The 23,745-nt window shown below is 53.1% G+C and carries 20 protein-coding genes and 1 pseudogene; 15 read left to right on the plus strand and 6 right to left on the minus strand.

The annotated features are described in order from the left end of the window. The first annotated feature begins 650 nt into the window (after nucleotides 1-650). Complete coding sequence (locus NR177_RS22145; RefSeq protein WP_256853638.1) at nucleotides 651-929, plus strand: hypothetical protein; 279 nt, start codon at nucleotides 651-653, stop codon at nucleotides 927-929. A 132-nt stretch (nucleotides 930-1,061) separates the two neighbouring features. Here the strand turns inward: NR177_RS22145 and NR177_RS22150 are convergent, their stop codons facing one another. Then, nucleotides 1,062-1,970 (minus strand): LysR family transcriptional regulator, encoded by a 909-nt coding sequence (locus tag NR177_RS22150; RefSeq protein ID WP_256853646.1) that lies wholly within the window; start codon nucleotides 1,968-1,970, stop codon nucleotides 1,062-1,064. 283 nt (nucleotides 1,971-2,253) lie between these two features. On the opposite strand from NR177_RS22150, the gene bla reads away from it, so the two are divergent. Further along, on the plus strand, nucleotides 2,254-3,135 hold the full coding sequence (gene bla / locus NR177_RS22155) for a class A beta-lactamase (protein ID WP_256853639.1): 882 nt from the start codon (nucleotides 2,254-2,256) through the stop codon (nucleotides 3,133-3,135). Nucleotides 3,136-3,379: 244 nt separating this feature from the next. Beyond that, complete coding sequence (locus NR177_RS22160; RefSeq protein ID WP_256853640.1) at nucleotides 3,380-4,165, plus strand: BPL-N domain-containing protein; 786 nt, start codon at nucleotides 3,380-3,382, stop codon at nucleotides 4,163-4,165. Nucleotides 4,166-4,379: 214 nt separating this feature from the next. Here NR177_RS22160 and NR177_RS22165 read toward each other — a convergent pair whose 3' ends face one another. Then, complete coding sequence (locus tag NR177_RS22165) at nucleotides 4,380-4,604, minus strand: hypothetical protein (RefSeq protein WP_063879422.1); 225 nt, start codon at nucleotides 4,602-4,604, stop codon at nucleotides 4,380-4,382. A 680-nt stretch (nucleotides 4,605-5,284) separates the two neighbouring features. Here NR177_RS22165 and NR177_RS22170 point away from each other — a divergent pair. After that, nucleotides 5,285-5,542 carry a biofilm development regulator YmgB/AriR family protein gene (locus NR177_RS22170; RefSeq protein ID WP_063879421.1) on the plus strand — a complete coding sequence of 86 codons (258 nt, stop codon included), beginning with the start codon at nucleotides 5,285-5,287 and terminating at the stop codon, nucleotides 5,540-5,542. 95 nt (nucleotides 5,543-5,637) lie between these two features. On the opposite strand, the gene NR177_RS22175 is transcribed toward NR177_RS22170, so the two are convergent. Further along, a complete protein-coding gene (locus NR177_RS22175) occupies nucleotides 5,638-6,606 on the minus strand; it encodes a UV damage endonuclease UvsE (protein WP_063879420.1) in 969 nt (322 codons plus the stop codon). Between the two features lie 329 nt (nucleotides 6,607-6,935). Here NR177_RS22175 and NR177_RS22180 point away from each other — a divergent pair, with 329 nt between their 5' ends. From NR177_RS22180 to NR177_RS22205, 6 genes are all read left to right on the plus strand, one after another. Continuing rightward, nucleotides 6,936-7,112, plus strand: coding sequence for a general stress protein (locus NR177_RS22180; RefSeq protein ID WP_074181015.1), 177 nt, complete (start codon nucleotides 6,936-6,938; stop codon nucleotides 7,110-7,112). A gap of 526 nt (nucleotides 7,113-7,638) precedes the next feature. Continuing rightward, a complete protein-coding gene (gene katE, locus NR177_RS22185; RefSeq protein WP_145393307.1) occupies nucleotides 7,639-9,903 on the plus strand; it encodes a catalase HPII in 2,265 nt (754 codons plus the stop codon). 469 nt (nucleotides 9,904-10,372) lie between these two features. After that, nucleotides 10,373-12,160 (plus strand): malto-oligosyltrehalose trehalohydrolase, encoded by a 1,788-nt coding sequence (gene treZ / locus NR177_RS22190; RefSeq protein WP_256853641.1) that lies wholly within the window; start codon nucleotides 10,373-10,375, stop codon nucleotides 12,158-12,160. Next, entirely contained in the window at nucleotides 12,157-14,688 is a 2,532-nt protein-coding gene (gene treY, locus NR177_RS22195) for a malto-oligosyltrehalose synthase (protein WP_256853642.1), read from the plus strand. Before treZ ends, treY begins: the two co-directional genes overlap by 4 nt. A gap of 59 nt (nucleotides 14,689-14,747) precedes the next feature. After that, entirely contained in the window at nucleotides 14,748-16,820 is a 2,073-nt protein-coding gene (gene glgX, locus NR177_RS22200; protein WP_256853643.1) for a glycogen debranching protein GlgX, read from the plus strand. Between the two features lie 136 nt (nucleotides 16,821-16,956). Then, nucleotides 16,957-17,721, plus strand: a complete 765-nt coding sequence (locus NR177_RS22205) for an SDR family NAD(P)-dependent oxidoreductase (protein ID WP_063879415.1) — start codon at nucleotides 16,957-16,959, stop codon at nucleotides 17,719-17,721. Nucleotides 17,722-17,918: 197 nt separating this feature from the next. Here the strand turns inward: NR177_RS22205 and NR177_RS22210 are convergent, their stop codons facing one another. After that, nucleotides 17,919-18,194 (minus strand): hypothetical protein, encoded by a 276-nt coding sequence (locus NR177_RS22210; RefSeq protein ID WP_063879414.1) that lies wholly within the window; start codon nucleotides 18,192-18,194, stop codon nucleotides 17,919-17,921. 720 nt (nucleotides 18,195-18,914) lie between these two features. Here NR177_RS22210 and NR177_RS22215 point away from each other — a divergent pair. Continuing rightward, nucleotides 18,915-20,126 carry a diguanylate phosphodiesterase gene (locus NR177_RS22215; protein ID WP_218994608.1) on the plus strand — a complete coding sequence of 404 codons (1,212 nt, stop codon included), beginning with the start codon at nucleotides 18,915-18,917 and terminating at the stop codon, nucleotides 20,124-20,126. Between the two features lie 228 nt (nucleotides 20,127-20,354). Next, nucleotides 20,355-20,588 (plus strand): DUF4060 family protein, encoded by a 234-nt coding sequence (locus tag NR177_RS22220; protein WP_063879412.1) that lies wholly within the window; start codon nucleotides 20,355-20,357, stop codon nucleotides 20,586-20,588. A 48-nt stretch (nucleotides 20,589-20,636) separates the two neighbouring features. Here NR177_RS22220 and anmK read toward each other — a convergent pair whose 3' ends face one another. Further along, complete coding sequence (anmK, locus tag NR177_RS22225) at nucleotides 20,637-21,758, minus strand: anhydro-N-acetylmuramic acid kinase (protein ID WP_256853644.1); 1,122 nt, start codon at nucleotides 21,756-21,758, stop codon at nucleotides 20,637-20,639. Between the two features lie 285 nt (nucleotides 21,759-22,043). Here anmK and NR177_RS22230 point away from each other — a divergent pair, with 285 nt between their 5' ends. Then, entirely contained in the window at nucleotides 22,044-22,511 is a 468-nt protein-coding gene (locus tag NR177_RS22230) for a glycine zipper 2TM domain-containing protein (RefSeq protein ID WP_063879410.1), read from the plus strand. Nucleotides 22,512-22,556: 45 nt separating this feature from the next. Here NR177_RS22230 and slyA read toward each other — a convergent pair whose 3' ends face one another. Continuing rightward, nucleotides 22,557-22,994 carry a transcriptional regulator SlyA gene (gene slyA, locus NR177_RS22235; protein ID WP_063879409.1) on the minus strand — a complete coding sequence of 146 codons (438 nt, stop codon included), beginning with the start codon at nucleotides 22,992-22,994 and terminating at the stop codon, nucleotides 22,557-22,559. A 142-nt stretch (nucleotides 22,995-23,136) separates the two neighbouring features. Between slyA and NR177_RS22240 the strand changes: the two genes are divergently transcribed. Both NR177_RS22240 and NR177_RS22245 read left to right on the plus strand, forming a co-directional pair. Continuing rightward, nucleotides 23,137-23,379 carry a DUF1656 domain-containing protein gene (locus tag NR177_RS22240; protein WP_096012650.1) on the plus strand — a complete coding sequence of 81 codons (243 nt, stop codon included), beginning with the start codon at nucleotides 23,137-23,139 and terminating at the stop codon, nucleotides 23,377-23,379. Nucleotides 23,380-23,384: 5 nt separating this feature from the next. After that, nucleotides 23,385-23,666, plus strand: a pseudogene (locus NR177_RS22245) (HlyD family secretion protein); the annotation flags it as partial. Nucleotides 23,667-23,745: the final 79 nt, after the last annotated feature.

The following is a 23,745-nucleotide window of genomic DNA, read 5'->3' on the forward strand; positions in this document are numbered from 1 at the left end:
TACACGTCTCTGGCTGACGTTCTGTACTGCGCAAAACAAGACATAAGGCGGTTCTGTTGACGACTCGCCCGGTTGTTTTCAGTTCTTTGTTACTGGCTGGATTTAAATTACCTGTCACGCCTGTATTCTGAAATATATATCCCTGAATCCCTGGCGATAACATAATGTAAACCCGATTGGGGATCGTTACGTTTTACCTCCCCTTTCCTTAGCCTTACCTATTTATTCAAATACAGAAGCCGCATAATACATAACGAGCCAAAGAGAAGTTTATTGCGCAAAATTCAAATGGTGTTATCTGTCCAACAGGATTAACACCAGAAGCGCAGGTGTTTATTGCCGTAAGGCTCAGCCGCGCATTCGATCCAACGCGATAAAAAGCAATCGCAGAGTAGTCTGTATATCACACGGACTCAACAAGCCCCACGATATTTGATGCACTGGCGCGCAGCGGCGATATGATGCGTTATATGTTCTTCGCTTAACCTGACCTTTCTCAGGCAGATCAGATCGGAAAACAAGAATAATCAATTGATTTAAATGAAGATTAAAGACTTAAGATAAGCAAAGAATACGTGAAATGCCATTACTTCATCCCAGCATTATGATGAGCCCTGATCAGACAGATGTATGTTGAAAAGGAGCACAGCATGGAAATAAAAAATAACGACGGACAACAGGTTTATTTAACGGTCGATGAGATTTCATTAACGTGGTTTTTTATGACGGGAATGGATATGAAACAGATAGCAAGCTGGATGGCACTCCCTGTACACGCTGCATATTATATTAAACAACGCGTAATGAAAAAGCTTGGCGTGAAAAATAACAGTGAGTTTATTATCTGGTTTCTTAATAACAGAAGGCGTGACGAAACTGAAAAAACTGAACACCGCAGGCTTCCACACAGCGATAGCCTGATGAAATGAATCATCCCGAACAGGCTATTTTTTACATCCGTCATAGCGGGTAGCCGTTAGCGCTTTTTCTCTGCACGATGAGTGAATACAGAGCCGCCTTGCCGCCTGAGCACGATGCTGCTGCTCAGATGGCGTTTAGCATTAAGGCGCGCCGCCTGCATCGGGCTGCTCCGGCTCTTCATGACCGCCTTTTGCCTGCTGCACTATCCATTCACGGAATATTTCCATCGAGGGCGTCATCTTCTTTGAGCGGAGCCAGGTTAACCAGTAGCCACCGACATCGATCTCAAGCGTAAAAGGACGGGCCAGCGTGCCGGCATCCAGCTCACGCTGAAACATGCACGCCGGCACCAGAGCAACAGCGCCGGCCTGGATCGCGGCTTCAACCATTAAACGTGACGAGTCAAATACCGGGCCGGTGATCCTGGGCGGTGTCATTCCCGCCGCCGTAAACCAGCTGTCCCACTCATCAGCCCGATAGGAACGTAACAGGTTTTCCCGCAACAAACAGGCCGGCTGCTGCAGACGGCTGGCGATGTCCGGCCGACAGAGCACCGTCAGCGGTGCCGTAAACAGCCGCTCATTGTGTGTGGCGGGCCAGGCACCCGCGCCAAACCGAATCGCATAGTCCACGCCTTCACCCGCCAGGCTGACCACGTTATTGTTAGTGCGCACATTCAGCTCCAGCGCCGGGTGTTGCTGACGAAACACCTCAAGCCGGGGTAACAGCCAGCCCAGCGCAAAGGTACCCACACAGGCGATCGTCATCACCTCGCGGTATTCTCCGCCTTCAAAGCGACGCCAGGCGCTTTCGAGCTGCGTGAAGGCCGCTGACACCTCCGCAAACAGCAGTCGCGACTCATCCGTCATCTCCAGACCACGCGGCAATCGACGGAATAATACGACGCCCAGTCGTTCTTCCAGCAGCCTGACCTGCTGGCTGACGGCGGCCTGAGAGACAAACAGCTCCAGCCCCGCGTGGGTAAAATTCAGGTGGCGGGCGGAGGCTTCGAAAGCCCGAAGCGCGTTAAGCGGCACATCATTTTTCACGTTTACCCCCAGAAATTCTTTAGTCTCCACTCAAATTATCTCGCTTGTCGACATTTTGAAATCCCCTACCATCTCCCTCGTGATTTAACAAAATAGAGGAATAGCGTGCTGCAGGGCTGAATGGCCTGACGCGTCACGCCGTTTAAAGCGACATAAGTTTATTGAGGGGCAGCCAGTCTGTTTCTTATTGCATCCTGCCGCGCAATGATGCGGTAAACCGCCATGCACTTCCCGGCCGCAGACGGCACTCAGCGATGCGGACGTTTATCAGATGAGGTTTTATATGATTGATCTATTCACACAACGCGCACGCCCTGCCGTTATCCTGCTGGCGCTCGCGACCCCGCTTGCCGCACAGGCCAGCTTTGATGACGCCGCGTTGCAACGCGACATCCAACAGTTGGAACAGACCGCAGGCGGAAGGCTGGGAGTGGCAGTGACGGACACCGCCGATGGTGCCGTTTTTACCTATCGTGGCAACACGCGTTTTCCGCTCTGCAGCACCAGCAAAGTTTTCGCCGTTGCGGCCATCCTGAAAAAGAGTGAAACCGCAAGCGGATTGCTTAATGAAAACGTCGCGATCCACAAAACCGATCTGGTTAATTACAACCCGATAACTGAAAAACACGTCGGTGCCACAATGACGGTGGCTGAACTCAGCGCGGCTGCGCTGCAATACAGTGACAATGCGGCGATGAACAAACTGCTGACGCGGCTGGGCGGTCCGCAGAAGGTGACCCGTTTTGCGCGCAGCATTGGCGATACCACCTTTCGGCTCGATCGCAAAGAACCGGATCTGAATACCGCCATCCCGGGTGATAAACGCGATACGACATCGCCTGCTGCCATGATGCAAAGCCTGCAAAAGCTGGTGCTGGGCAGTGCGCTGGCACCGGCGCAACGTCAGCAACTGAGCGACTGGATGAAAGGCAACACCACAGGGGCGAACAGCCTACGTGCCGGCCTGCCCGCTGACTGGACAGTTGCGGATAAAACCGGCAGCGGCGATTACGGCACCACCAACGATATCGCCGTTATCTGGCCACCGCACCATGCACCGCTGGTATTGGTCACCTATTACACCCAGCCCGACCCACATGCCGCTTCGCGCAAAGCGGTTCTGGCGGGCGCAGCGAAAATCATCGCTTCGGGTTATAGCCAATAACGGCCAGTAAGCGGGCAGTCCAGGAGACAACGACACCGATGGCGGCGGTCTGCTGGACGCCCGCTGCGAATAAAGGGTTGGCAAGGAATGATCGTCACCCAAAATTGAGCAGTTGCTCAAGGACACTGAAATGCGCTATTTTTATCGCGTCCAGCCAGTCTGCCTGCGCTGACCTTCTCTTCTCATGCCGCGCCGTGGGTGCCGCAACGGAAGCGTTCTTTCTCGCTATGACAGGAAATGCATCATGCGCCCGGCTTTTAATGCATTACAACGTGTCCGCTATCCTCGTGGGATGTTAACCGCGATGCTACTTGCCTTGAGCCTCGCGTCCGGCTTTAGCCTGGCGGACAATCATCCACTGAGAATCGCCATTTATCGTGGTGCGGCTGGCTGTGAAGGTTGTTCAGAAATGGTGATGAAAGCGCTACACGGCGTCGCGATGCCGCTCAGCATTTCTTATATTGGCGAAAACGAAAAACAAACACTGAATGCTCAGAACCTGCGTCAGGTTGATCTTTATATCCAGCCCGGCGGAGGTCAGGATATTCCAGCGGCCTATGAAGCCCTGGGGGATGAGGGGGCAAAAGCCCTACGCGATTTTGTCCGCGATGGTAAAGGTTACCTCGGTCTGTGCATGGGTGCTTATCTGGCGGACAGTAACTGGCTGGGGCTGATCGCCTCGCCGCTTGATTCCGAAGCAGGACGTCCGGGATCGCAGATCGCCGATGAGGGTGATTACACGATTCCTGTTAAGTGGAATGGCAGACAAGAGACATTCTATTATCAGGATGGCCCTTATCTTGTCGGCCATAAACCGCAGGACGGTTTTACCCCTGTGGCCTTTTATCGTAATGGTGATGTGGCGATGGCGCGTTATGCCTACGGAAAAGGAACGGTGGTGTTAACCGGACCTCACCCTGAAGCAGATGATCGCTGGACAGGCAAAGTCACTGACGAGACTTACACCTCACCCCAGCAAAAGATGACCCGTCTGCTGGCTTATTTCTCTCAGCAGCGCCCTGAGCGATAACGCTATCGGTGCCGTCAAAGCCTGATGGCTGCGTAGAACCGGCAAGCGGTGTTGGTGACGTTACCGGGATGACAGGCTGTATAGCGCTGCGTAGTGGGATATGGTGGGAAAGCGGGCTGCGCAGGAGGCGGAGGATGAAACAGACAGCCTTGTTATTGAGCGTGAGCGTGCTTTTTACCGTCGCGCTGCCCGATCAGACAGCGCAATCTCACCGTTATACGTCGCTGTCAGACTCCAGCGCATCCTGAATCGCATCGGCCAGATTGGCAATTTCGTTTGCCACCGCTTGCAGATCCCAGGCCGCTTTCGAGCCATTTGCTGACGTTGAGGCGCTGACTGACTCTTTTGCCACTGCCAGTGCCGCCGCAACCGCGACCGTACGTTTATGCTGTTCCTGCGTCATACCCGCAGGCGGCAGCGAGAAATAGTCGTTAACCATTATCATTTCCTTCTGATCCAAGAGGCGTAAACCTTAACGCCCTGCGGGTACAGAAGGAAGTGAATTATTGCACCGCCGCCCACAAAGCCTGCTTTATGACCACAGGACGCAAAAATGCGGGCCTGACCGGTCGAGCGTTCATGCGCCGCTGACCATCGGTTGCTATTCTCTGCCGGGGCATCGTTATCCGGAAAATGGTCATACGCTGCCCGCGGGCCGTCATGCGGTGATGTCGACGTTGCGGTCGCCCACAGGACAGTCGCAGCCGGCTTAAAGGCTCCCAACCCGATGCGTGCCCTGCCCAGTCCGGGACTTTTTCGTGCGTTCCTGACCAGAATTATACAGCTTATGCTGTACAAGTTTGCGCAGCCTTGTACAACCGCACAAAAAAAACAGGCTCATACAAAACCAGAAAAAACCCTTATAAATCATAATTAAATATCAAAAACAGTAGCAGAAAGCAGCGCACCCTCGGCCAGTAACTCATCCGACCAGGGGTTTTTCTTCGCAAAAAATTGTACAAAGTTAGTTTTTTTGTATAACTTTACGCCGTGATGTTAAATCACTTGTAACGAAAGGTGCCTTGCACCGCATCTGAAGGTGAGTGGATTTCCACCTTCAAATGCAAAATTTTCTTCGCCACGGGCAGGAAAACGTCTTCTTCCGATTTTGAGGCTACCATGCAAACGACAACGAATACTGAGTCTCAGATTTCTGAATATTTCATGAATGCGGGTGACACTTTCACCAGCGAAAAAGATGTAATTGCAGAGACCTGGTCAGAACTCGCTTCTTTTAAAGCGCACGTTTCTGAAAAAGATATGTTACTGGGTTTGATCCATAAACTGGAAAGTGAAACCGACGCGACCAAACAGGATATCTATCGTCAGGCTCTGGAGAGCGTTCTTCAACGTAAGCCGGGCGACGTCCGTTTTTAATTTTGTTGTGATGATGACACGCTACTTAGCAAGGATGCTTTACCTTCCCTAAAAATTTGCCCCTGATTCAGGGGCTTTTTTTTTGCCTGCGCGCCTCAGGCGATCAGGTTTTGACGCCTTCCCCAATCGTACAGCTGCTCACGCGCCAGGTTTTTCATTTTCACCTCACACATGATGTCGAAATCGCTGAATGACAATGCCCAGGCGTTGAGCGTGGGATTGAAATAGTAATCGGAATGGGCACGAAGCTTTGTTTTCGGCACGGTCAGGGCGTGCTGATCCGGAAAGCCCTCGGTGGGGATAATCCCCTCTTGCGAAATGGAGTAATGCAGCACCGGGCGGACGCCGCGCCAGGAATCAACAATCCGTGCAATACGTGCATCGTCCGCCCGGATAAACTGGTTCTCTTTGACCCAGTGATGATGGATATCCAGCACCACCGGACACAGCGCCCCGGCCTGCAACACATCGTCCAGTGAACACGAAATTTCGTCGTTTTCTACCGTCAGCATTAAGCGCGCTTCAGGACTGAGGCGCTGAAACGCCTGTTTAAACCCGTCAAACCCGAGTTTGCCATTCATATGAATGTTGATTTTAAAGTCCTGGAAGGTTTTGCCGTACCCCATCAAACAGGCGCACAACGCATGGTATTCCACATCCTCTAAGGCGCGTGAAACGACATCAGGATTGTCCGACGCCAGCACGCTGTACTGTCCCGGATGGAATGACAGCCGGATATGATGCGCCCGCGCCAGCTCACCGCAGCGGGCAAACAACGGATACAGCTCAGGCAGAAACGCCGCAAATAACGGCTTTGCTTCAGGTACGGTATACAACGGCAGTAAATCGCTGCCAATCCGCATCATTCTTAACGCGTCCGGGAGCACCGCAATGGCTTCCAGCGTTAAATACAGGTTCTGCAAATTGGTCTTCGAAATCTCATAAATGAGCGCCGTGCGTTGCGCCTCATCCAGGCTGAGAAAACGGGTTCGCGTGGTCGCGCGAAAGGGGAAATACTGCTTGCCCTCTTCGTTTAAATACTTACATGCAAAGCCTAATTTCATAAACACTCCTGAACAGTATCCAGAAAGTGTAACAGCTAATTTTAAAATCGCCATTAAGGCCAGCACTATCAATAGGTTAAGCGCTAACTTTATGAATAATCCCTGATTAATACCTTTGTTGTAACGGGTCGCGTATAACGGCAACGCGCGCTACCTGTCCCGCTTCCCCGGCGCGCACAGCTTATCCCCTGATTTTACAAGTAATAACCGCAACATCTCGTCACCGAATAATGGGTTTCAGGGTGGCATAATTTCGTATCAGAACTAAACTTAGCGCTGTGACTAGCTAGTCCTTCTTATCTAAGGAACCCTGATATGAGGTCTTGTCTATGACACAACAGAAATACAGAGGTGGTGCCGGTAATTTTGCCAACGATCCAGACCGAGCCAGTGAAGCTGGCAGTGCAGGAGGCAAAGCCAGCGGAGGTAATTTCAAAAACGATCCTGAAAGAGCCAGGGAGGCCGGTCGGAAAGGAGGCAAAAAAAGCCGTCGCACTTCTAAGTAGTTCTGAGTAAGGCGCCTTAAGGAGGTAGTACGCCATGGACTGGCGATTTTTATCCCCCTCTCACCCCTGCATTTTTATTCCCGTTCACCCTTTCCAGTAATGCTTTTTACGCCTTATCCATCGCCGCTTATTTCCGCTTCGCTTTGAGGATAATAAGCGTAGCGTGAGAGGAAAAAACGTCGCTTATTTTTAGCAAAACGTAATAAACCTGAGCGGAACGATTTTCAGAAAATACCTGGCTTATAAAAAACAACTGGCTGTAATCACCCAGGCGACAGCAAAGGGAAATAAAAAATAACCCATTGAATAAGATAGAGATACCACATTGCCGTCGCGCTTAAAATAAGCATTTAGTTTCGCTATTAAATTATTTTTTCGCTGATTGAAAATCACTAAAAACAGGAGAAATATCGTCTGTTCTTTATTTAACCGCAACGATTAAGCGCAATATTTATAAGCTTATTAATTAAGTTGTTCTATATTTACTGGCACCTCAAGTAGTAAAAAAAAGCTGGAGCAATGTGTTATGTCGAATGAAAAAAAGAATAATCCCCTGAGTCATCGGGCCCCCACGACCGGCCCGGAATCATCACAGCCTGGACTGGGCTCACTGGCTCCTAAAGATGGTTCACATCAGCCACCAGCCGAACCGACACCGCCGGGTAAGAAACCCACGGCACCAGGCAGTCTTAAAGCCCCCGATACTCACAGCAGCAAACTCGATCAGCTAGCAGCGAACCGTAAAGATGGAACGGGCAGCCCGCTTACCACCAATCAGGGCACCCGTATTGCAGACGACCAGAACTCGTTACGCGCCGGTGCGCGTGGGCCGACGCTGCTTGAAGATTTCATCATGCGGGAGAAAATCACCCATTTTGACCATGAGCGAATTCCGGAACGTATCGTTCATGCGCGAGGCTCGGCGGCACACGGCTATTTCCAACCTTACTGCTCAATGAAGGACGTGACCAAAGCTCATTTCCTGAGCGAGCCAGAGCAGATTACGCCGGTGTTTGTGCGCTTCTCCACGGTTCAGGGCGGCGCGGGTTCAGCGGATACGGTGCGTGATATCCGTGGCTTTGCCACCAAGTTCTACACCGATGAAGGCGTTTTCGACTTAGTGGGTAATAACACGCCGGTGTTTTTTATTCAGGACGCCCACAAATTCCCCGACTTTGTGCATGCGGTGAAACCCGAGCCACACAATGAAATTCCACAGGGCCAAAGCGCTCATGACACCTTTTGGGATTATGTGTCGCTACAACCTGAAACCCTGCACAACGTAATCTGGGCAATGTCTGACCGCGGTATTCCGCGCAGCTATCGCACAATGGAAGGCTTTGGTATTCACACCTTCCGCCTGATTAACGATGAAGGCAAAGCCACGTTTGTTCGCTTCCACTGGAAACCACTGGCAGGTAAAGCGTCGCTGCTGTGGGACGAATCGCAGAAGCTGACCGGGCGCGATCCTGACTTCCACCGTCGCGATCTGTGGGAAGCGATTGAAGCGGGTGACTTTCCGGAATTCGAGCTTGGCCTGCAGCTGATCCCGGAAGAGGATGAGTTCAAGTTCGACTTCGATATTCTGGATGCCACCAAGCTGATTCCTGAAGCGCTGGTCCCTGTCGTGCGGGTCGGTAAAATGGTGCTGAATCGCAATCCGGATAACTTCTTTGCAGAAACAGAGCAGGTTGCGTTCCACCCGGGCCATATCGTACCTGGGCTCGACTTTTCCAACGATCCTCTGCTTCAGGGCCGACTGTTCTCCTACACCGATACGCAAATCAGTCGCCTCGGTGGTCCTAACTTCCATGAGATCCCGATTAACCGCCCGGTTTGTCCATATCACAACTTCCAGCGCCAGGGCATGCACCGGATGGATATTGACACCAATCCGGCCAACTATGAGCCCAACTCAATTAACGATAACTGGCCTCGCGAAACACCGCCTGCGGCAAAAGGTGGCGGTTTTGAGAGCTATCAGGAACGTGTTGAGGGGCATAAAGTCCGTGAACGCAGTCCATCCTTTGGCGAATATTATTCTCAACCTCGCCTGTTCTGGAACAGTCAGACCGAGATTGAACAGCAGCACATCATTGGCGCGTACTCTTTCGAGCTGAGTAAAGTCGCCCGTCCTTATATTCGCGAGCGCGTGCTTGACCATCTGCTGCGCATTGATGTCAAACTGGCGCAAGGTGTGGCAGCCAATCTGGGTATTGGCCTTAGCGACGAACAGCTCAATACCGCTGCGCCAAAAGACGTAAATGGTCTGCAGAAAGATGACAGCCTGAGCCTGTATGCGATTCCGGATGGTGACATCAAAGGTCGTCAGGTGGCGCTGCTGTTGAGCGAAGGCGTGAAGGCTGAGGACGTGTTGCACATCCTGCAGCATCTGAAAGCCGCAGGCGTGCATACTAAACTGCTGGCAGCGCATATGGGCCAGGTCAGCGCCGACGACGGTTCTCTGTTACCCATCGATGCGACGTTCAACGGTCTCCCTTCACTGACCTTCGATGCCGTAATGGTACCCGATGGTAACGTTGACGCGCTGCTGAAAAGCGGTGACGCGCGCTACTTCCTGCTGGAAGCCTACAAGCATCTGAAAGTCATCGGCCTGAGTGGCGACGCACGTCGCTTTAAAGCGCAGTTTGATCTGGATGAAAACCAGCAAGAAGAAGGCATTGTGGAAGCCGATAATGCTGAAATTGCGCTGATGAATGATTTTACCGCCGCCATGGCAGAACATCGCGTCTGGTCGCGCAGCCAAAAAGCACAGACCATTCCGGCCTGATCCTGGTTCCAGCCATTCCGATTGGGGTGGCTGGAGCACGGGGCGCGCGAGTGTCACACCTGCCCTTTCTGTTTTCCCTGCAAAACCGCTGCTTTCAGCGGTTTTTTACTGCAAAAGCCCTGGTGTTTATCTGATTTACCGCAGACAGCAGCAGAAGGATGTCGGGGTGATCGGACAACTCTGTCATGTAGAAGGGAAAAAAGGTGCGGTGTTCATTGTGTACCGCGACCGTAAATGCCGCAGCGTAGTCTATGATTACTTGTTGAGAGTCGTGTGAAGCAGGCGCTGCCGGGTGCCTGAAGCGGTATTACACATAACATTTTCTGAATAATGGCGCTGGTTAAGGCTGTTAAGGCGTACCGACCTCCTGGGCGCTGAATCTCGCTGACATACCTTTGAACTCGCCTCATCGGCTTAACGATAGCGCGAGGATGTTTATTGCGTACTTTCTGGTTAACGAGGCAACGGAATGGGATCTACATCTTTTTTTAAGAGTTGGGGAAGTGAATTTCTGGCTGATGGTACCGTGCGTTTCCGCGTGTGGGCAACGGGTCAACAGCAGGTCACATTAAGACTTTCCGGTAATGATATCGCGATGACGCCAGCCGAAGACGGCTGGTTTGAGCAGCAGGTCAGCGGTGTACAGGCGGGAGCAGCCTATAATTTCGTGCTGAACGATGGCACGGTGATTCCCGATCCGGCTTCACGCGCGCAGCAAGACGACGTCAACGGCCCTTCTCTGGTCATCGATCCTGGTCACTATCATTGGCAGAACACCAACTGGCAAGGTCGTCCGTGGCAGGAAAGCGTGGTCTATGAAATGCATATGGGCACCTTCACCGAAGAAGGAACCTTCCAGGCCGCGATAAAGAAACTGCCTTACCTGGCTGAAACCGGCATCACCATGATTGAAGTGCTGCCCGTCTCTCAGTTCGGCGGTCAACGCGGTTGGGGTTACGATGGCGTGCTGCTTTACGCACCTCACGCCGCGTACGGTACGCCTGACGATTTTAAGGCGTTTATTGATGCAGCCCACGGTTATGGCATTGCGGTGGTACTGGATATTGTGCTTAACCACTTTGGCCCGGATGGTAACTATCTGCCGTTGCTGTCGCCTGACTTCTTTCATAAAGACCGGATGACGCCGTGGGGCGCAGGCATTGCTTATGATGTGGATGCGGTGCGGCGTTATATCGCCGAAGCCCCGCTCTACTGGCTGCAGGAGTACCATCTTGACGGCTTGCGCTTTGACGCCATCGACCAGATTGAAGACATTTCAGACAAGCATGTTTTGACTGACATTGCCGAACGCATTCGTGCCGATATTCCCGATCGCCAGATTCACCTCACCACCGAAGACTGTCGCAACGTTATCTTTCTGCATCCCAGAGCAGAAGATGGCTCCGCCCCGCTGTTTACCGGGGAATGGAATGATGATTTTCACAATGCCGTTCATGTGTTTGCCACGGGCGAAACGCATGCTTATTACCAGGATTTTGCCGGGCAGCCAGAGAAACGCGTGGCGCGCGCGCTGGCTGAGGGCTTTGTCTATCAGGGCGAGGTCTCCGTGCAGTCCGGCGAAAAGCGCGGCGTTGACAGCACCGGTCAACCCCCGGTGGCCTTTGTGGACTTTATCCAGAATCACGATCAGGTCGGCAATCGCGCGCAGGGAGAACGGCTGATTTCGCTGGCCGGGGCCGAACGTACCCAGGTGCTGCTGGCCACGCTCCTGCTGTCGCCTCACATCCCTTTGCTGTTTATGGGGGAAGAGTACGGCGAAACCCATCCTTTCCTGTTCTTTACCGATTTCCATGGCGATCTGGCCAAAGCGGTGCGAGAAGGCCGGGCGAGAGAGTTTGAAGGACACGCGGGCCATGAAGGTGAAAGCGTTCCCGATCCCAATGACGAAGCGACCTTTACCCGATCAAAACTGGACTGGCGCAAGCTGGAAAGTGAAGAAGGAAAACGTTGGCTGAAGCTGACCCGTTCGCTTCTGGCCATCCGGCAGCAGTACATTGTGCCGCTGCTGGCAACGGCGGGCGGGCATAGCGGGAAGGTGCTGGAAACCGCAGAGGGATTCGTTGCCGTAAGCTGGACGTTCCCAGCCGGAACCCTTTCTATGGCATTGAATATCGGTGAACAGGATCGTCCTCTGCCAGAGATGCCGGGGGAAACCCTTTTTGCCTGGCCGCAACCGGCAGACAATCTGCCGCCAAACGCAATGATTGTTCGTCTGGCTGCCGGAGAGCATAAATGAGTATTCCAACCGCGACCTACCGTATTCAGTTCCGAAATGGCATGACCTTTGACCGCGCAGCGGCGCTGATTCCTTATCTGAAACACATCGGCATCAGTCATCTCTATGCCTCGCCGGTCTTTACCGCGACCCGTGAATCTACCCACGGGTATGACGTGACCGACGTGAATCAAATCGATCCGGCCATTGGTGGCCGCGCGGGGTTTGATCGTCTGGCGCAGGCGTTGAAACAGGCCGGTATGGGATTCATTATTGATATCGTTCCCAACCACATGGCGGCATCGCTGGAAAACGGCTGGTGGTACGACGTGCTGGAGCACGGCCAAAACAGTCGCTATGCCCACTATTTTGATATCGACTGGTCACGCCGTTTGACGCTGCCGTTTCTGGGCGATGATCTCGACACCGTGCTGGAAAACGGAGACCTCGCCGTCAAACGCGATCCGCAAACCGGCAAACCGGCACTGGCCTATTTTGAGAGCTACTATCCCCTGACCCCGGAAAGCTGGCAGGGACGTGAAGAGGCGGTTCTCCAGCTTCGCAGCAAAGCCGAGCTGGCGGCCCTGCACCAACAGCAACCCTGGCGACTGATGTCGTGGCGCGATGCCGCCCAGGATCTCTCCTACCGCCGTTTCTTTGAGGTTACTGGCCTGGTCGGTGTGCGGGTGGAAGATCCGGCAGTGTTCAGGGATGCGCACCGGCTTATTCTGGAACTGGTGCACAGCGGCGCGGTTGACGGCCTGCGTGTCGATCACGTTGACGGGCTGGCCGATCCAAAAGGATACCTTGAACAGCTGCGCCACGAGGCCGGTGCGGCATGTTATATCACCGTCGAGAAAATTCTGGGTGAGGGAGAACAGATCCCCGCCGACTGGCCGATTTCGGGCACCACCGGCTACGAGTTTATCGCCGCGCTGTCCCATGTCCTGGTTGATAACCATCATCTCGACGCGCTCCGCCAGGCCTATGAGAGCGTCAGTGGCAACGCTGTCCAGATGGCAGACGAACTCCGCAAAGCGAAATGCCTGATGGCAGACCGCAACTTTGCGGGTGAATTTTCGCGCCTGATGGATCTGGCTACCGCTATTGCCGCAGGTGAACAGATGACGGTTAACCCGGATCAGCTGCGCGCCGCACTGCGTGAGCTGCTGGTGGCCTTTCCGGTTTACCGCACCTACGGTAATGCGCACGGCCTGCCCGCAGATGACCTGCAACGGCTACAGGATATCGCCAGCAACGTGAAGGCGTCAGCACAGGCACCGGACAGTCGCACGATCGATTTCCTGCTACAGATTATGCAGGGCAACGTTGACGCTAAGGTCACCGGGCTGGCGGACAGCTTCCGTACCCGTTTCCAGCAGCTCACCGGCCCACTGATGGCGAAATCCATCGAGGACACGCTGTTCTACCGACAGAACCGGGCCTTGGCGCTTAATGAAGTCGGCGCAGAACCCTTGCAGCAGCAGTTTGACCCGCAACAGTTTCACCATGAGATGCAAACGCGTCTTGCGCGCCAGCCGGATGCCCTTACCGCCAGCTCGACGCATGACACCAAGCGAGGCGAGGACGCACGTGCCCGCCTTTATACCCTGACAGAAGCCCCTCAGCGCTGGGCGACGTGCGTGGAACGCTGGCGCGGGCTTAATCGTCAGGCGGTACGTCCCCTTGAGGATGGCCCTGCACCGGAGGCGTCCGTGGAGTGGATGCTGTATCAGGCGCTGGCTGGCGTCTGGCCACCGACCCTGGACCCTCAGGATAGCGCGGGACTGGACGCCTTAGCTGAACGCTTTGCGGGCTATGTGGAAAAAGCGCTGCGTGAAGCCAAGCTGCGTACTGACTGGACAGAGAACAATGCGGCCTATGAGCAGGCGGTGCTGGACTACGCGCGTCATCTGCTTTCACCGACTAATCAGGCTTTCCTGCAGGATTTCGTCGAGGCGCTGCAGCCCTTTATCCAGACCGGGCTGATAAACAGCCTGAGCCAGAGAGTCATCAAGCTGACCGCACCTGGCGTGCCGGATATTTATCAGGGAAGCGAAGCACTGGACTTCAGCCTGGTCGATCCTGACAACCGTCGTGAGCCTGATTATGCCGCCCTCCAACAGATGTTAGCGGCTGCGACGACCGCCCTGCCCGCTACGCTTGATGGCTGGCTTCAGGGACAGGTTAACCAGCAAGCGACGGTTGCGCTACTGAATGCCCGTCGGGATCGGCCTGAACTGTTCGCCCGAGGCGCTTACCTGCCGCTGACGGCACAGGGCGCGCATTCGGACAGGCTACTGGCCTTTGCCCGTACGCGTGGCAATGACGCTGTTATCGTGATCACCTCCCGGCTGATGTTTAACCCACAGCAAAACCTGGAAACGCCGCCGTCGGCGCGCTGGGCCGCCACAGAGATTGTGTTGCCTGACGAACTGGCACATCGCCGTTACCGTGATGTGTTAAGTGGCCAGGAAATCACCCTGACCGATCGCATTACGCTTGAAACGTTAAATAACTACTGGGCACTGGCATTATTCGCTTGCTGAAAGCAGGTCAGTACATGGACTGAAACGCCGTAACTGGGTTCGTTAATTGAGAGGGATAGATGTCAAATCATCGTTTTGAAATCACGTCGGGATCGAGTCTACAGCTTGGGGCAAACTTCGATGGTAAAGGGGTAAATTTCGCGCTGTTTTCTGCCCACGCAGAACGCGTAGAACTGTGTCTTTACGATCCAGGCGGAAAAAATGAGATAGCCAGACTGGATTTGCCTGAGTTTACCCATGAGGTTTGGCATGGTTACGTGCCCGGTTTACCGCCAGGCACCCTGTATGGCTACCGCGTTTATGGCCCTTACGATCCGGAAAACGGTCATCGTTTTAACCCGAATAAATTACTGGTCGATCCCTATGCGCGCGAGCTGGCCGGGGATATTGCGTGGAACGAGGCGCACTTCGCTTATGATCTGTACCACGAAGACAAAGACCTGACGTTTGACGATCGCGACAGCGCGCCCTTCACGCCGAAATGCCGCGTGATTGACCCGAATGAATTTGACTGGCAGGACCAAAACCGCCCTCAGGTTCCCTGGTCCGAAACGATCGTTTATGAAACCCATGTGAAGGGCTTCACCCAAATGAACATGGCGCTGCCGCCGGAGATGCGTGGCACTTACGATGGGATGAGCCATTCATCGACGGTGGGCTATATCAAGAGCCTGGGCATTACCTCGGTTGAACTGTTGCCAGTGCACTGGTTTCCAGACGACCAACACTTGCTGGATAAAGGGCTGAAAAACTTCTGGGGCTATAATTCGCTGAACTTTTTTGCCCCGGCGACGCGCTATTTCGGTCCGCGCGGCATTCAGGGTTTCCGGGATATGGTGCGCGCCTTTCATGATGCGGGCATCGAAGTGATCCTTGACGTGGTTTACAACCACACCGCCGAGGGCAACGAGCTTGGCCCAACCCTGTCCTTTAAAGGCATCGACAACTTCTCTTACTACCGCACCTTGCCGGACCAGCATCGTTACTACATCAACGATACCGGCACAGGAAACACCGTGAATACCTCTCATCCGCGCGTGTTGCAGATGGTCACGGATTCCCTGCGTTACTGGGCCGACTCCATGCATATCGACGGTTTTCGTTTCGACCTTGGCACCATTCTGGGCCGCGAACCGCAAGGCTTCGACCCACGTGGCGGCTTCTTCGACGCCATCACCCAGGACCCGTTGCTCTCCCGGTTAAAACTTATTGGTGAGCCCTGGGACATCGGCCCTGGCGGTTATCAGGTCGGCGGCTTCCCACCGGGCTGGGCAGAATGGAACGATCAGTATCGCGATACCGTGCGCGATTACTGGAAAGGGAACAATGTCTCAACCGACTTTGCTGCCCGCCTGCTTGGCTCCGGCGATCTCTATGACCAGCGCGGACGCCGTCCCTGGGCCAGCGTCAACTTTATCACCGCGCATGATGGCTTCACGCTGAACGACCTGGTGTCCTACAACGAGAAGCACAATGCCGATAACGGTGAGGACAACAACGACGGCCACAATGATAACCGCTCGTATAACTATGGTGCCGAAGGCCCCACGGACGACGAGGGCATCAATGCAGTTCGTGAGCGTCAGAAGCGTAACTTTCTTGCCACGTTATTTTTCTCGCACGGTACACCGATGCTGCTGGCGGGCGATGAGTTTGGTCGCAGCCAGATGGGAAACAACAACGGTTACTGTCAGGACAGTGAAATTTCATGGGTTCACTGGGACAACCTGCCCGCCTCCGCTGAAGCCTTGCGTGAGTTCACGCGCCACGTCATCTCGCTGCGTAAAACCCAGCCGCTGTTACGGCGTGAAAGCTGGCGCGATGGAATGGAAATTAAGTGGTTCAATGCCGGTGGTGGATTGCAGCAGGCGGAACAGTGGGACGAAGGCTCAACGCTCGGCGTCTATATCGGCCGCCCGGACCTGCAACATCAGGACGGTGTCTGGTATGACGTGCTCATGCTGATCAACCCGTTTGAAGGCAACGTCCCCTTCCGTATTCCTCAGTTTGGGGAAGGCGGATGGGTACTGGAGCTGGCCACCAGCGATGTGAGCAAACACGGAATGGTGATCACCAAAGAGAAGGACTTTGAGCTGGAAGGCCGGAGCATGGCCCTGTTCAGAAGGCCGTAACGGCGTCCTGCGCAACGCGATCCGGGTGCTTAGCGGTTAAACAATACGCATCCGGTCCCGTTGCGCTTGACCTGGGCCACAGGGCTGCCAGGCTGAACAGGGTTATAACAGCAAGCGACGCCATTAAGGAGGCAAAATGTCCAGATTTACAGGTAAAATCGTTGTAGTGACAGGAGCCGGTTCAGGAATTGGTGAAGCGAGTGCCAGGCGTTTTGCACAGGAAGGCGCCTCTGTCGTACTGGTTGGACGTCATCAGGATAAGCTGCAAAAAGTGTTAGCACAGTTGCCTGGCGACAGTCATCTGGCTACCGCCTGCGATGTCGCCGAGGCCGATCAGGTAAAAGCCCTGGCAGCCCGCGTCGAAGAGAAATATGGCCGGGTTGACGTGCTGGTCAATAATGCCGGAATTATCGTGCAGGGGCGCATCCATGAGATCGAACCTGCCGACTGGAAGAAGCTGATGAGTGTCGATCTCGACGGCGTATTCCACTGCGTTCACTTCTTCATGCCCGCCCTGCTCAAATCCAAAGGCAACGTGGTGAATATCTCATCGGTATCCGGTTTGGGTGGCGACTGGGGAATGAGCGTGTACAACGCCGCCAAAGGCGCAGTCACCAACTTTACCCGGTCACTGGCAATGGATTACGGCGCTGACGGCGTGCGGGTAAATGCAATTTGTCCCGGCTTCACTTTCACCGATCTGACCGAAGGCGTGAAAAACGATCAGGCGCTGCTTGAGCGCTTCTACGATCGCATTCCGTTAAGGCGTGCGGGTGAGCCTGAAGATATTGCTGATGCAATAGCCTTTATTGCCAGTGAGGACGCGCGTTATATTACAGGCGCTAATCTCCCGGTTGATGGTGGCCTGACCGCTTCTAACGGACAGCCTAAACAGGCTTAATATGAATAAAGCAGCTGTTCGCAGCTGCTTTATTACACTGCGTGCCCTGCACTATTAATACGATGCGTGTTTAGCGGTTATTCGCTCTTAACGCGGCAGTGAACGCCCCGCCTTCATGACCCGATTTTTCACGCCCTTCCGACACCTTGTGCCGACAAGATGAAACGCACGCTCAGCGCTGGCGCAGCATACTCCGTTCAGGACGACTTTGGCGTATGACGCATGGGCATGGCCCGACTGCGTGCTGCCAGGCTTCTGCCAGCACTGGGGCACACGTACGGGCTCAGGCAGGCGGTACACAGGATGACGTCGGGATGATGAATTTTGGCCACCGTTAAGGCTTGCTGACGGGTATACAGCGAACCAATAAATTCACGTCCACGGCCGTTATCCAGATGAATACAACCTTCTTTATGAATTATCCATCCGCCTCGGGTGTAAGGACAGACATAATAGTAGCTTGATTTAAGCATAAGATTGCCCCTGGTGGTCGCTGTGCCAATGAGGTAGAAAAAGAGTTAATTACGATTTAATTTAATAATGTAGCGTTGTTGACCTTAGCTGAGAATTATCCCTAAAACTACAGAGATAATTATAAAACCGTGGTTTTGAGATTTATTCGCAGTGGGCGGTTTCGCATAGGTTAACTTCTTATGAGCATCGGGTTTCAGGAAATGGCATTGTTCGCCAAATCAGGTCTGATCCTTTAATCATTGCGTTTAAACCCGTCACTGTGCATACCGCTTAAAAAAACATATCAAATCAACACGCTGCTATTTTCTGCCCGGCTATGGACGTAAGGCCAAAGGGATAATTTGATTACGCCAGATAACCTGATCGCAGACTGCGCCAGCCGGATTTATTAGTGGGCGATAAAATGCAAAAAAGATACTACTATTCAATACCTAACGGCTGAACTACTGATATAATAGAAACTATGCGTAACACGCTGGTAAAGAACAGAATAATAAAAAATCTGTTTACCGCCGACCCGGTCTGTTATCCACCCCATGGATCGATCGCGTTAACTCTTCTGTGACAACGGAACATCACAGGTAAGCGCCCCCTGGTGCAGTGCTGGTGAAGAGCATGGCACAGACACATTTTGCGATGGTATGACAGCAGGATCAGGCATTGCCTGATAAACGCTCTGGCAATGTGTGCGGTAAAAAAACAAGAATCTGGAAGACTTTATGCTGTCTACAATTATCTATCGCAGTCACATCGCTGACCACGTTCCGCTTAAGATGCTGGAAGGATTAGTCACTAAAGCTAACAAAATAAATGAGTCATCCAGTGTGACCGGCATTTTATTATTTAACGGTACCCATTTTTTTCAGGTGCTTGAAGGACCTGAAGCGGATGTCCTGGCAGTTTATGAGCGTATTTGCCGCGATTCCAGCCATCATAATATTGTGGAATTAATGCGTGATTACGCCCCTTCTCGTCGTTTTGGTAACGTGGGCATGGAGCTGTTTGACCTGCGGGAATACGATAAAACCACAGTGCTCAATGCCGTGCTGGAAAAAGGCACGACTAAATATCAACTGACGTACGACGATCGGGCGCTTAAGTTCTTACGCACGTTTGTTGAAGCGCGAGAGAAAGAAAATTATTTTGAAATCCCCTCTGCGGACAGCTGGGATTTTATTCAGGATGATGCGGAAACACGCGAAGGTGATGCGGCAATGATCGATCAGGAGGGCGTAAATTTTGCCTTTCAGGCGATCATTGATCCCTTTGCCCGTAAAATCGTTTCCCTTGAAGCCCTGCTGCGCGGCCGTCAGGGGGAAACACAACAGCATTATTTTTCGCGCCTTGCACCCGAGGATATTTACCGCAACGATTTGCACTCTAAGCGCACCGCCTTTGCCCAGGCAAAAGCACTGGGCGTCGACGGTATCATGCTGTCAGTTAACCTGCTGCCGATGTCGTTGGTCGTGGTACCCGACGCGGTCGCTTTTTTGCTGGCGGAAATTCATGCCCAGGATCTGGTGCCCGAACAAATTGTGGTTGAGTTCACCGAAAATGAAATCATCTCACGCCTTGATGAATTTGCCGCCGCGCTAAAACAGCTTAAAGCCGCCGGTATTAGCGTTGCGCTGGATGATTTTGGCGCGGGCTATGCCGGGTTGTCATTACTGACGCAGATTCAACCCGATAAAATAAAAATCGACCGCAGCATTATCAGTAACGTGCACAAGAGCGGGCCGAAGCAGGCGATTGTGCACGCTATTTTAGCCTGTTGTTCGTCTCTGGAAATTAGCGTCATTGCAGAAGGGATTGAACAACCTGAAGAGTGGATGTGGCTGGAAGCGGCCGGCATTTCACAGTTCCAGGGGTTTCTTTTTTCCTGGCCTAAGTTAAACGGTGTCTCTGCCGTCGCCTGGCCCGAGCTTAAATAAGGCTTAGCACGAAAACGTAATAAATTTTGCGTTTCCCTTGCCCGAAATAAAACGTGCTGCTAAATATGAGTAGCACGTTTCAGATTGTGTCATTGCTCTGCAATATTTAACGTGCACGCTGTTTTTTAAATTAACGATGATGTTAAGCAGTCAGATGTTCAGTGTTAAAGACCGATGCAACGCGCAGTGTTCAGGCGCGCCCCACAGGTACAGCATTTGAGGGACTGAATGAAGCAAATCATCCGCGGTGATAAAGAACCCGTCCATATCGTAGCCGCCTCGCGCGCGCTTGAAGCCCATATGTCTCGCTATGGTGAGGGCAATAAATACCATCCGGTTATCTATTCAATTGCCTATCGCAGCAAATACTACCAGGTCGAAGTCATTACACGTCGGGAAACCATCGTGGCAACCGTCATCACGGGCGTGCGTAATCTGACGCATCTTCCCGGGGTGGCCTGAGCCGCTACGTCCACGTCTCTCAAGGGGACAGCTTCTGTCCCCTTTCTTTTAGCGCGTATATAACGGATTGGCGGGATAGATTGCACCGATAACGCTTTTGGCACGCGCCCCGGTGACCGCCGGCAAATTCCCAGGCAGGTCCGACAGGGTGCGAAATGCCAGCCAGGCAAAAGCCAGGGCTTCCATATCATCACCGTTAATGCCAGCCGAATCGGTCGTGGTCACCTCGGTACCGGCAAGATGCGCCGCCAGACGTGACATCAGTAATGGATTGCGGCTGCCGCCCCCACAGACCAGTAAACGATCGCACCCGTCATTGAGCTGCACCTGTTGCGCAATGCTGATGGCAGTAAACTCGTTGAGCGTGGCCTGGACGTCCTGTGCGGCGATGCCGGGGAAATGGCGCAGGTGTTGCTCCAGCCACCCCAGATTAAACAGCTCCCGCCCGGTACTTTTTGGCGGCGGCAAGGCTAACCAGGGTTCACGCAGTAAAGCCTCTAACAGAGCATGACTGACGTGGCCACTGCGTGCCCACTGGGCATCTTTATCATAGGCTTTACCCTGATTGCGCCAGATCCAGGCATCAAGCAGCATATTGCCCGGCCCGGTATCAAACCCCCGAACAGGCTGTCCCGGGATCAGCAAAGAGAGATTGGCGATACCGCCTATATTCAGCACCATGCGACGTTCAGTGGCATCCATCAGCAAGGCCTGATGGAAAGCCGGCACCAGCGGGGCACCCTGTCCACCCAGCGCCATGTCTCGCCGCCTGAAGTCCCCCACCACCGTGATACCGGTCGCGGCAACAATCTGATTGTGGTCACCGATCTGGAGCGTATTCGGTGCCGCGCTCTGCGGCTCATGCCACACCGTCTGACCGTGGCAGCCAATGGCCACGATATCGCCCACCTCAAGAGATTCTCGCTGCATCAGGGTCAGTACCGCTTCAGCAAACAACTGCCCCAGTCGCGTATCAAGTTGCCCTAATTGTGACAACGTCAGGGTTTGCCCCTGACATATCGCCAGAATCGCCTGACGCAAATCAGGCGGCATGGGATGGCAGTAGCTTGCCTGCTGCGCCACTATATTTTCGTCGATAGCTGCCAGCACCACATCCACACCATCAAGGCTGGTACCCGACATCACGCCGATGTAGCGTCCTGATTTCATAGCCTTTCCTTTCGTTGTGGTGAAAATGTTATTACGCTGGTATAAGCGTGACAAACTCTCCCCGCTAAATCCATGATTAATTTGTTTTTAATCAATTAATTGCCTGCCAGTTAACGCCTTTGAACTTTTTCTGTTATCGATTGAATCATTGTTAAATTTTAACGGTCTATGCTGGCGTCAGCCATGTTTTGTTCCGACAAAGGTCAACTATCCAGCTTTATGTCTTATACTGTTTACAGGATTTCGCGAGAGATATGGCGCATTCTTGAATAAAGGAGTTTTCAAATGATTAAGCGTGTAATTGTGGTCGCTTTGACTGGTGTAATGCTTGCAGGTTGTAGCAATACCGATACGTTGTCGGGCGATACCTACAGCGCCAGTGAAGCCAAACAGGTTCAGAGTGTTTCATACGGTACGTTGGTGTCCGTGCGTCCGGTTAAAATTCAGGGCGGCGATGACAGTAACATCATCGGCGCAATCGGCGGTGCGGTGCTGGGTGGCTTCTTAGGCAACACCATCGGCGGTGGCGCAGGACGCAGTCTGGCAACGGCCGGCGGTGCGGTGCTGGGTGGCGTTGCAGGTCAGGGCGTACAAGGTGCGATGAATAAATCTGATGGTGTCGAGCTGGAAATCCGCAAGGATGACGGCAATACCATCATGGTGGTGCAGAAACAGGCGGCCAGTCGTTACTCCGTCGGACAACGTGTGGCAATGGCGACTGACGGCAGCCAGGTTACCGTTTCTCCACGCTAACGCAGTAACCTACCGACGCCAGTGCTGCCGCACTGCGCGTCGGTGTTATTTCTCTTTGTTCTGTAGCTCGAGGATATTCTTCTCAAGGCGTGCAATCAGCGACACCATCTGATTGATTTCATCGCGGCTGATACCGGAGAGGATGTCATCCCGGGTAATATCAATCACGTGTTCAACCTGCTGAATAACCGGCTCTGCCTGCTGCGTCAGTTTGATGCGTTTGGCACGGCGATCGTGCGCACAGGTGGTGCGGGTAATTAACCCCTTTTCTTCCAGTTGATCTAAGGTTCTGACCAGCGAAGGTTGCTCGATGCCAATGGCTTTGGCTAACTGAATTTGTGACTGCTCAGGGGGAAGCTGATGGATATTGTGCAGTGTGACCCAGTGCGTTTGAGTCAGGTCGAGCGGTTTCAGGCGCTGATCTATCAGTGCGCGCCAGATGCGTACCAGTCTGGACAGGTCCGTTCCGAGAGGGGTATCCATGTTATCTCCTTATAATTAGTATGCTAGCTATCAAGCGGCATTGTATAGTATTTTGCAAGCTTGAAGGTTAAATTACAAATAACTAAGTGAACAGTTTCGGCTGAAAATATTTCACCATCCGGTTCCAGGATGCACCACCATAATGGATATCATCAACCACGGATTTCTTACTGTTCACCCGCTCACGGAACTGATTTTCGGGGCGTCACTTTACTTCCCTCCCCTGTTTAAAGCGGTGCTGGCCGGTTTTTTTCTCTGGTTGCTGATTCACCCACTGCTGCGCGGCTGGCTCGCCTCCGGCGAAGTCTGGCATCCCACACTGTTTGATCTCTCCCTGTTCGTGCTGTGCGTAACTGGCTCACTCTGGCTGATGGATCACGGATGAAAAAGATGACATTTTCCGGATTAAAATACTTCTCTACGCTGATTGTTTTCACCATTGCGTTGCTCAGCGCCTGGTGGGCCTGGAATTACTACATGCAGTCACCCTGGACACGGGATGGAAAAGTCCGTGCCGAGTTGGTGGATATCACACCACAGATATCAGGGCGCATCGTTGCGCTAAAAGTGACGGATAACCAGTTTGTCCATCAGGGAGACACCTTATTCACACTGGACCCGGTGCCGTGGCAGATCGAACTGAACAAAGCCGATGCGCAACTCAGCCAGGCAAATGAATCGCCACGAATAATCTAGACACTTCCGAGCCGTTGATAATACTGGTTTTCATATTCTGCCGGTGACATCTGAT

It is taken from the genome of Pantoea sp. Fr+CA_20 (genome assembly GCF_024520835.1).
GTDB classification, from domain to species: Bacteria; Pseudomonadota; Gammaproteobacteria; order Enterobacterales; family Enterobacteriaceae; genus Pantoea; species Pantoea allii.

Excerpts from the sequence above, each read along its gene's own strand:
- NR177_RS22145 (WP_256853638.1), top strand. The coding sequence starts at position 651 with ATGGAAATAAAAAATAACGACGGACAACAGGTTTATTTAACGGTCGAT.
- bla (WP_256853639.1), top strand. The coding sequence starts at position 2,254 with ATGATTGATCTATTCACACAACGCGCACGCCCTGCCGTTATCCTGCTG.
- NR177_RS22160 (WP_256853640.1), top strand. The coding sequence starts at position 3,380 with ATGCGCCCGGCTTTTAATGCATTACAACGTGTCCGCTATCCTCGTGGG.
- NR177_RS22165 (WP_063879422.1), bottom strand. The coding sequence starts at position 4,604 with ATGGTTAACGACTATTTCTCGCTGCCGCCTGCGGGTATGACGCAGGAA.
- NR177_RS22170 (WP_063879421.1), top strand. The coding sequence starts at position 5,285 with ATGCAAACGACAACGAATACTGAGTCTCAGATTTCTGAATATTTCATG.
- NR177_RS22175 (WP_063879420.1), bottom strand. The coding sequence starts at position 6,606 with ATGAAATTAGGCTTTGCATGTAAGTATTTAAACGAAGAGGGCAAGCAG.
- NR177_RS22180 (WP_074181015.1), top strand. The coding sequence starts at position 6,936 with ATGACACAACAGAAATACAGAGGTGGTGCCGGTAATTTTGCCAACGAT.
- katE (WP_145393307.1), top strand. The coding sequence starts at position 7,639 with ATGTCGAATGAAAAAAAGAATAATCCCCTGAGTCATCGGGCCCCCACG.
- treZ (WP_256853641.1), top strand. The coding sequence starts at position 10,373 with ATGGGATCTACATCTTTTTTTAAGAGTTGGGGAAGTGAATTTCTGGCT.
- treY (WP_256853642.1), top strand. The coding sequence starts at position 12,157 with ATGAGTATTCCAACCGCGACCTACCGTATTCAGTTCCGAAATGGCATG.
- glgX (WP_256853643.1), top strand. The coding sequence starts at position 14,748 with ATGTCAAATCATCGTTTTGAAATCACGTCGGGATCGAGTCTACAGCTT.
- NR177_RS22205 (WP_063879415.1), top strand. The coding sequence starts at position 16,957 with ATGTCCAGATTTACAGGTAAAATCGTTGTAGTGACAGGAGCCGGTTCA.
- NR177_RS22210 (WP_063879414.1), bottom strand. The coding sequence starts at position 18,194 with ATGCTTAAATCAAGCTACTATTATGTCTGTCCTTACACCCGAGGCGGA.
- NR177_RS22215 (WP_218994608.1), top strand. The coding sequence starts at position 18,915 with ATGCTGTCTACAATTATCTATCGCAGTCACATCGCTGACCACGTTCCG.
- NR177_RS22220 (WP_063879412.1), top strand. The coding sequence starts at position 20,355 with ATGAAGCAAATCATCCGCGGTGATAAAGAACCCGTCCATATCGTAGCC.
- anmK (WP_256853644.1), bottom strand. The coding sequence starts at position 21,758 with ATGAAATCAGGACGCTACATCGGCGTGATGTCGGGTACCAGCCTTGAT.
- NR177_RS22230 (WP_063879410.1), top strand. The coding sequence starts at position 22,044 with ATGATTAAGCGTGTAATTGTGGTCGCTTTGACTGGTGTAATGCTTGCA.
- slyA (WP_063879409.1), bottom strand. The coding sequence starts at position 22,994 with ATGGATACCCCTCTCGGAACGGACCTGTCCAGACTGGTACGCATCTGG.
- NR177_RS22240 (WP_096012650.1), top strand. The coding sequence starts at position 23,137 with ATGGATATCATCAACCACGGATTTCTTACTGTTCACCCGCTCACGGAA.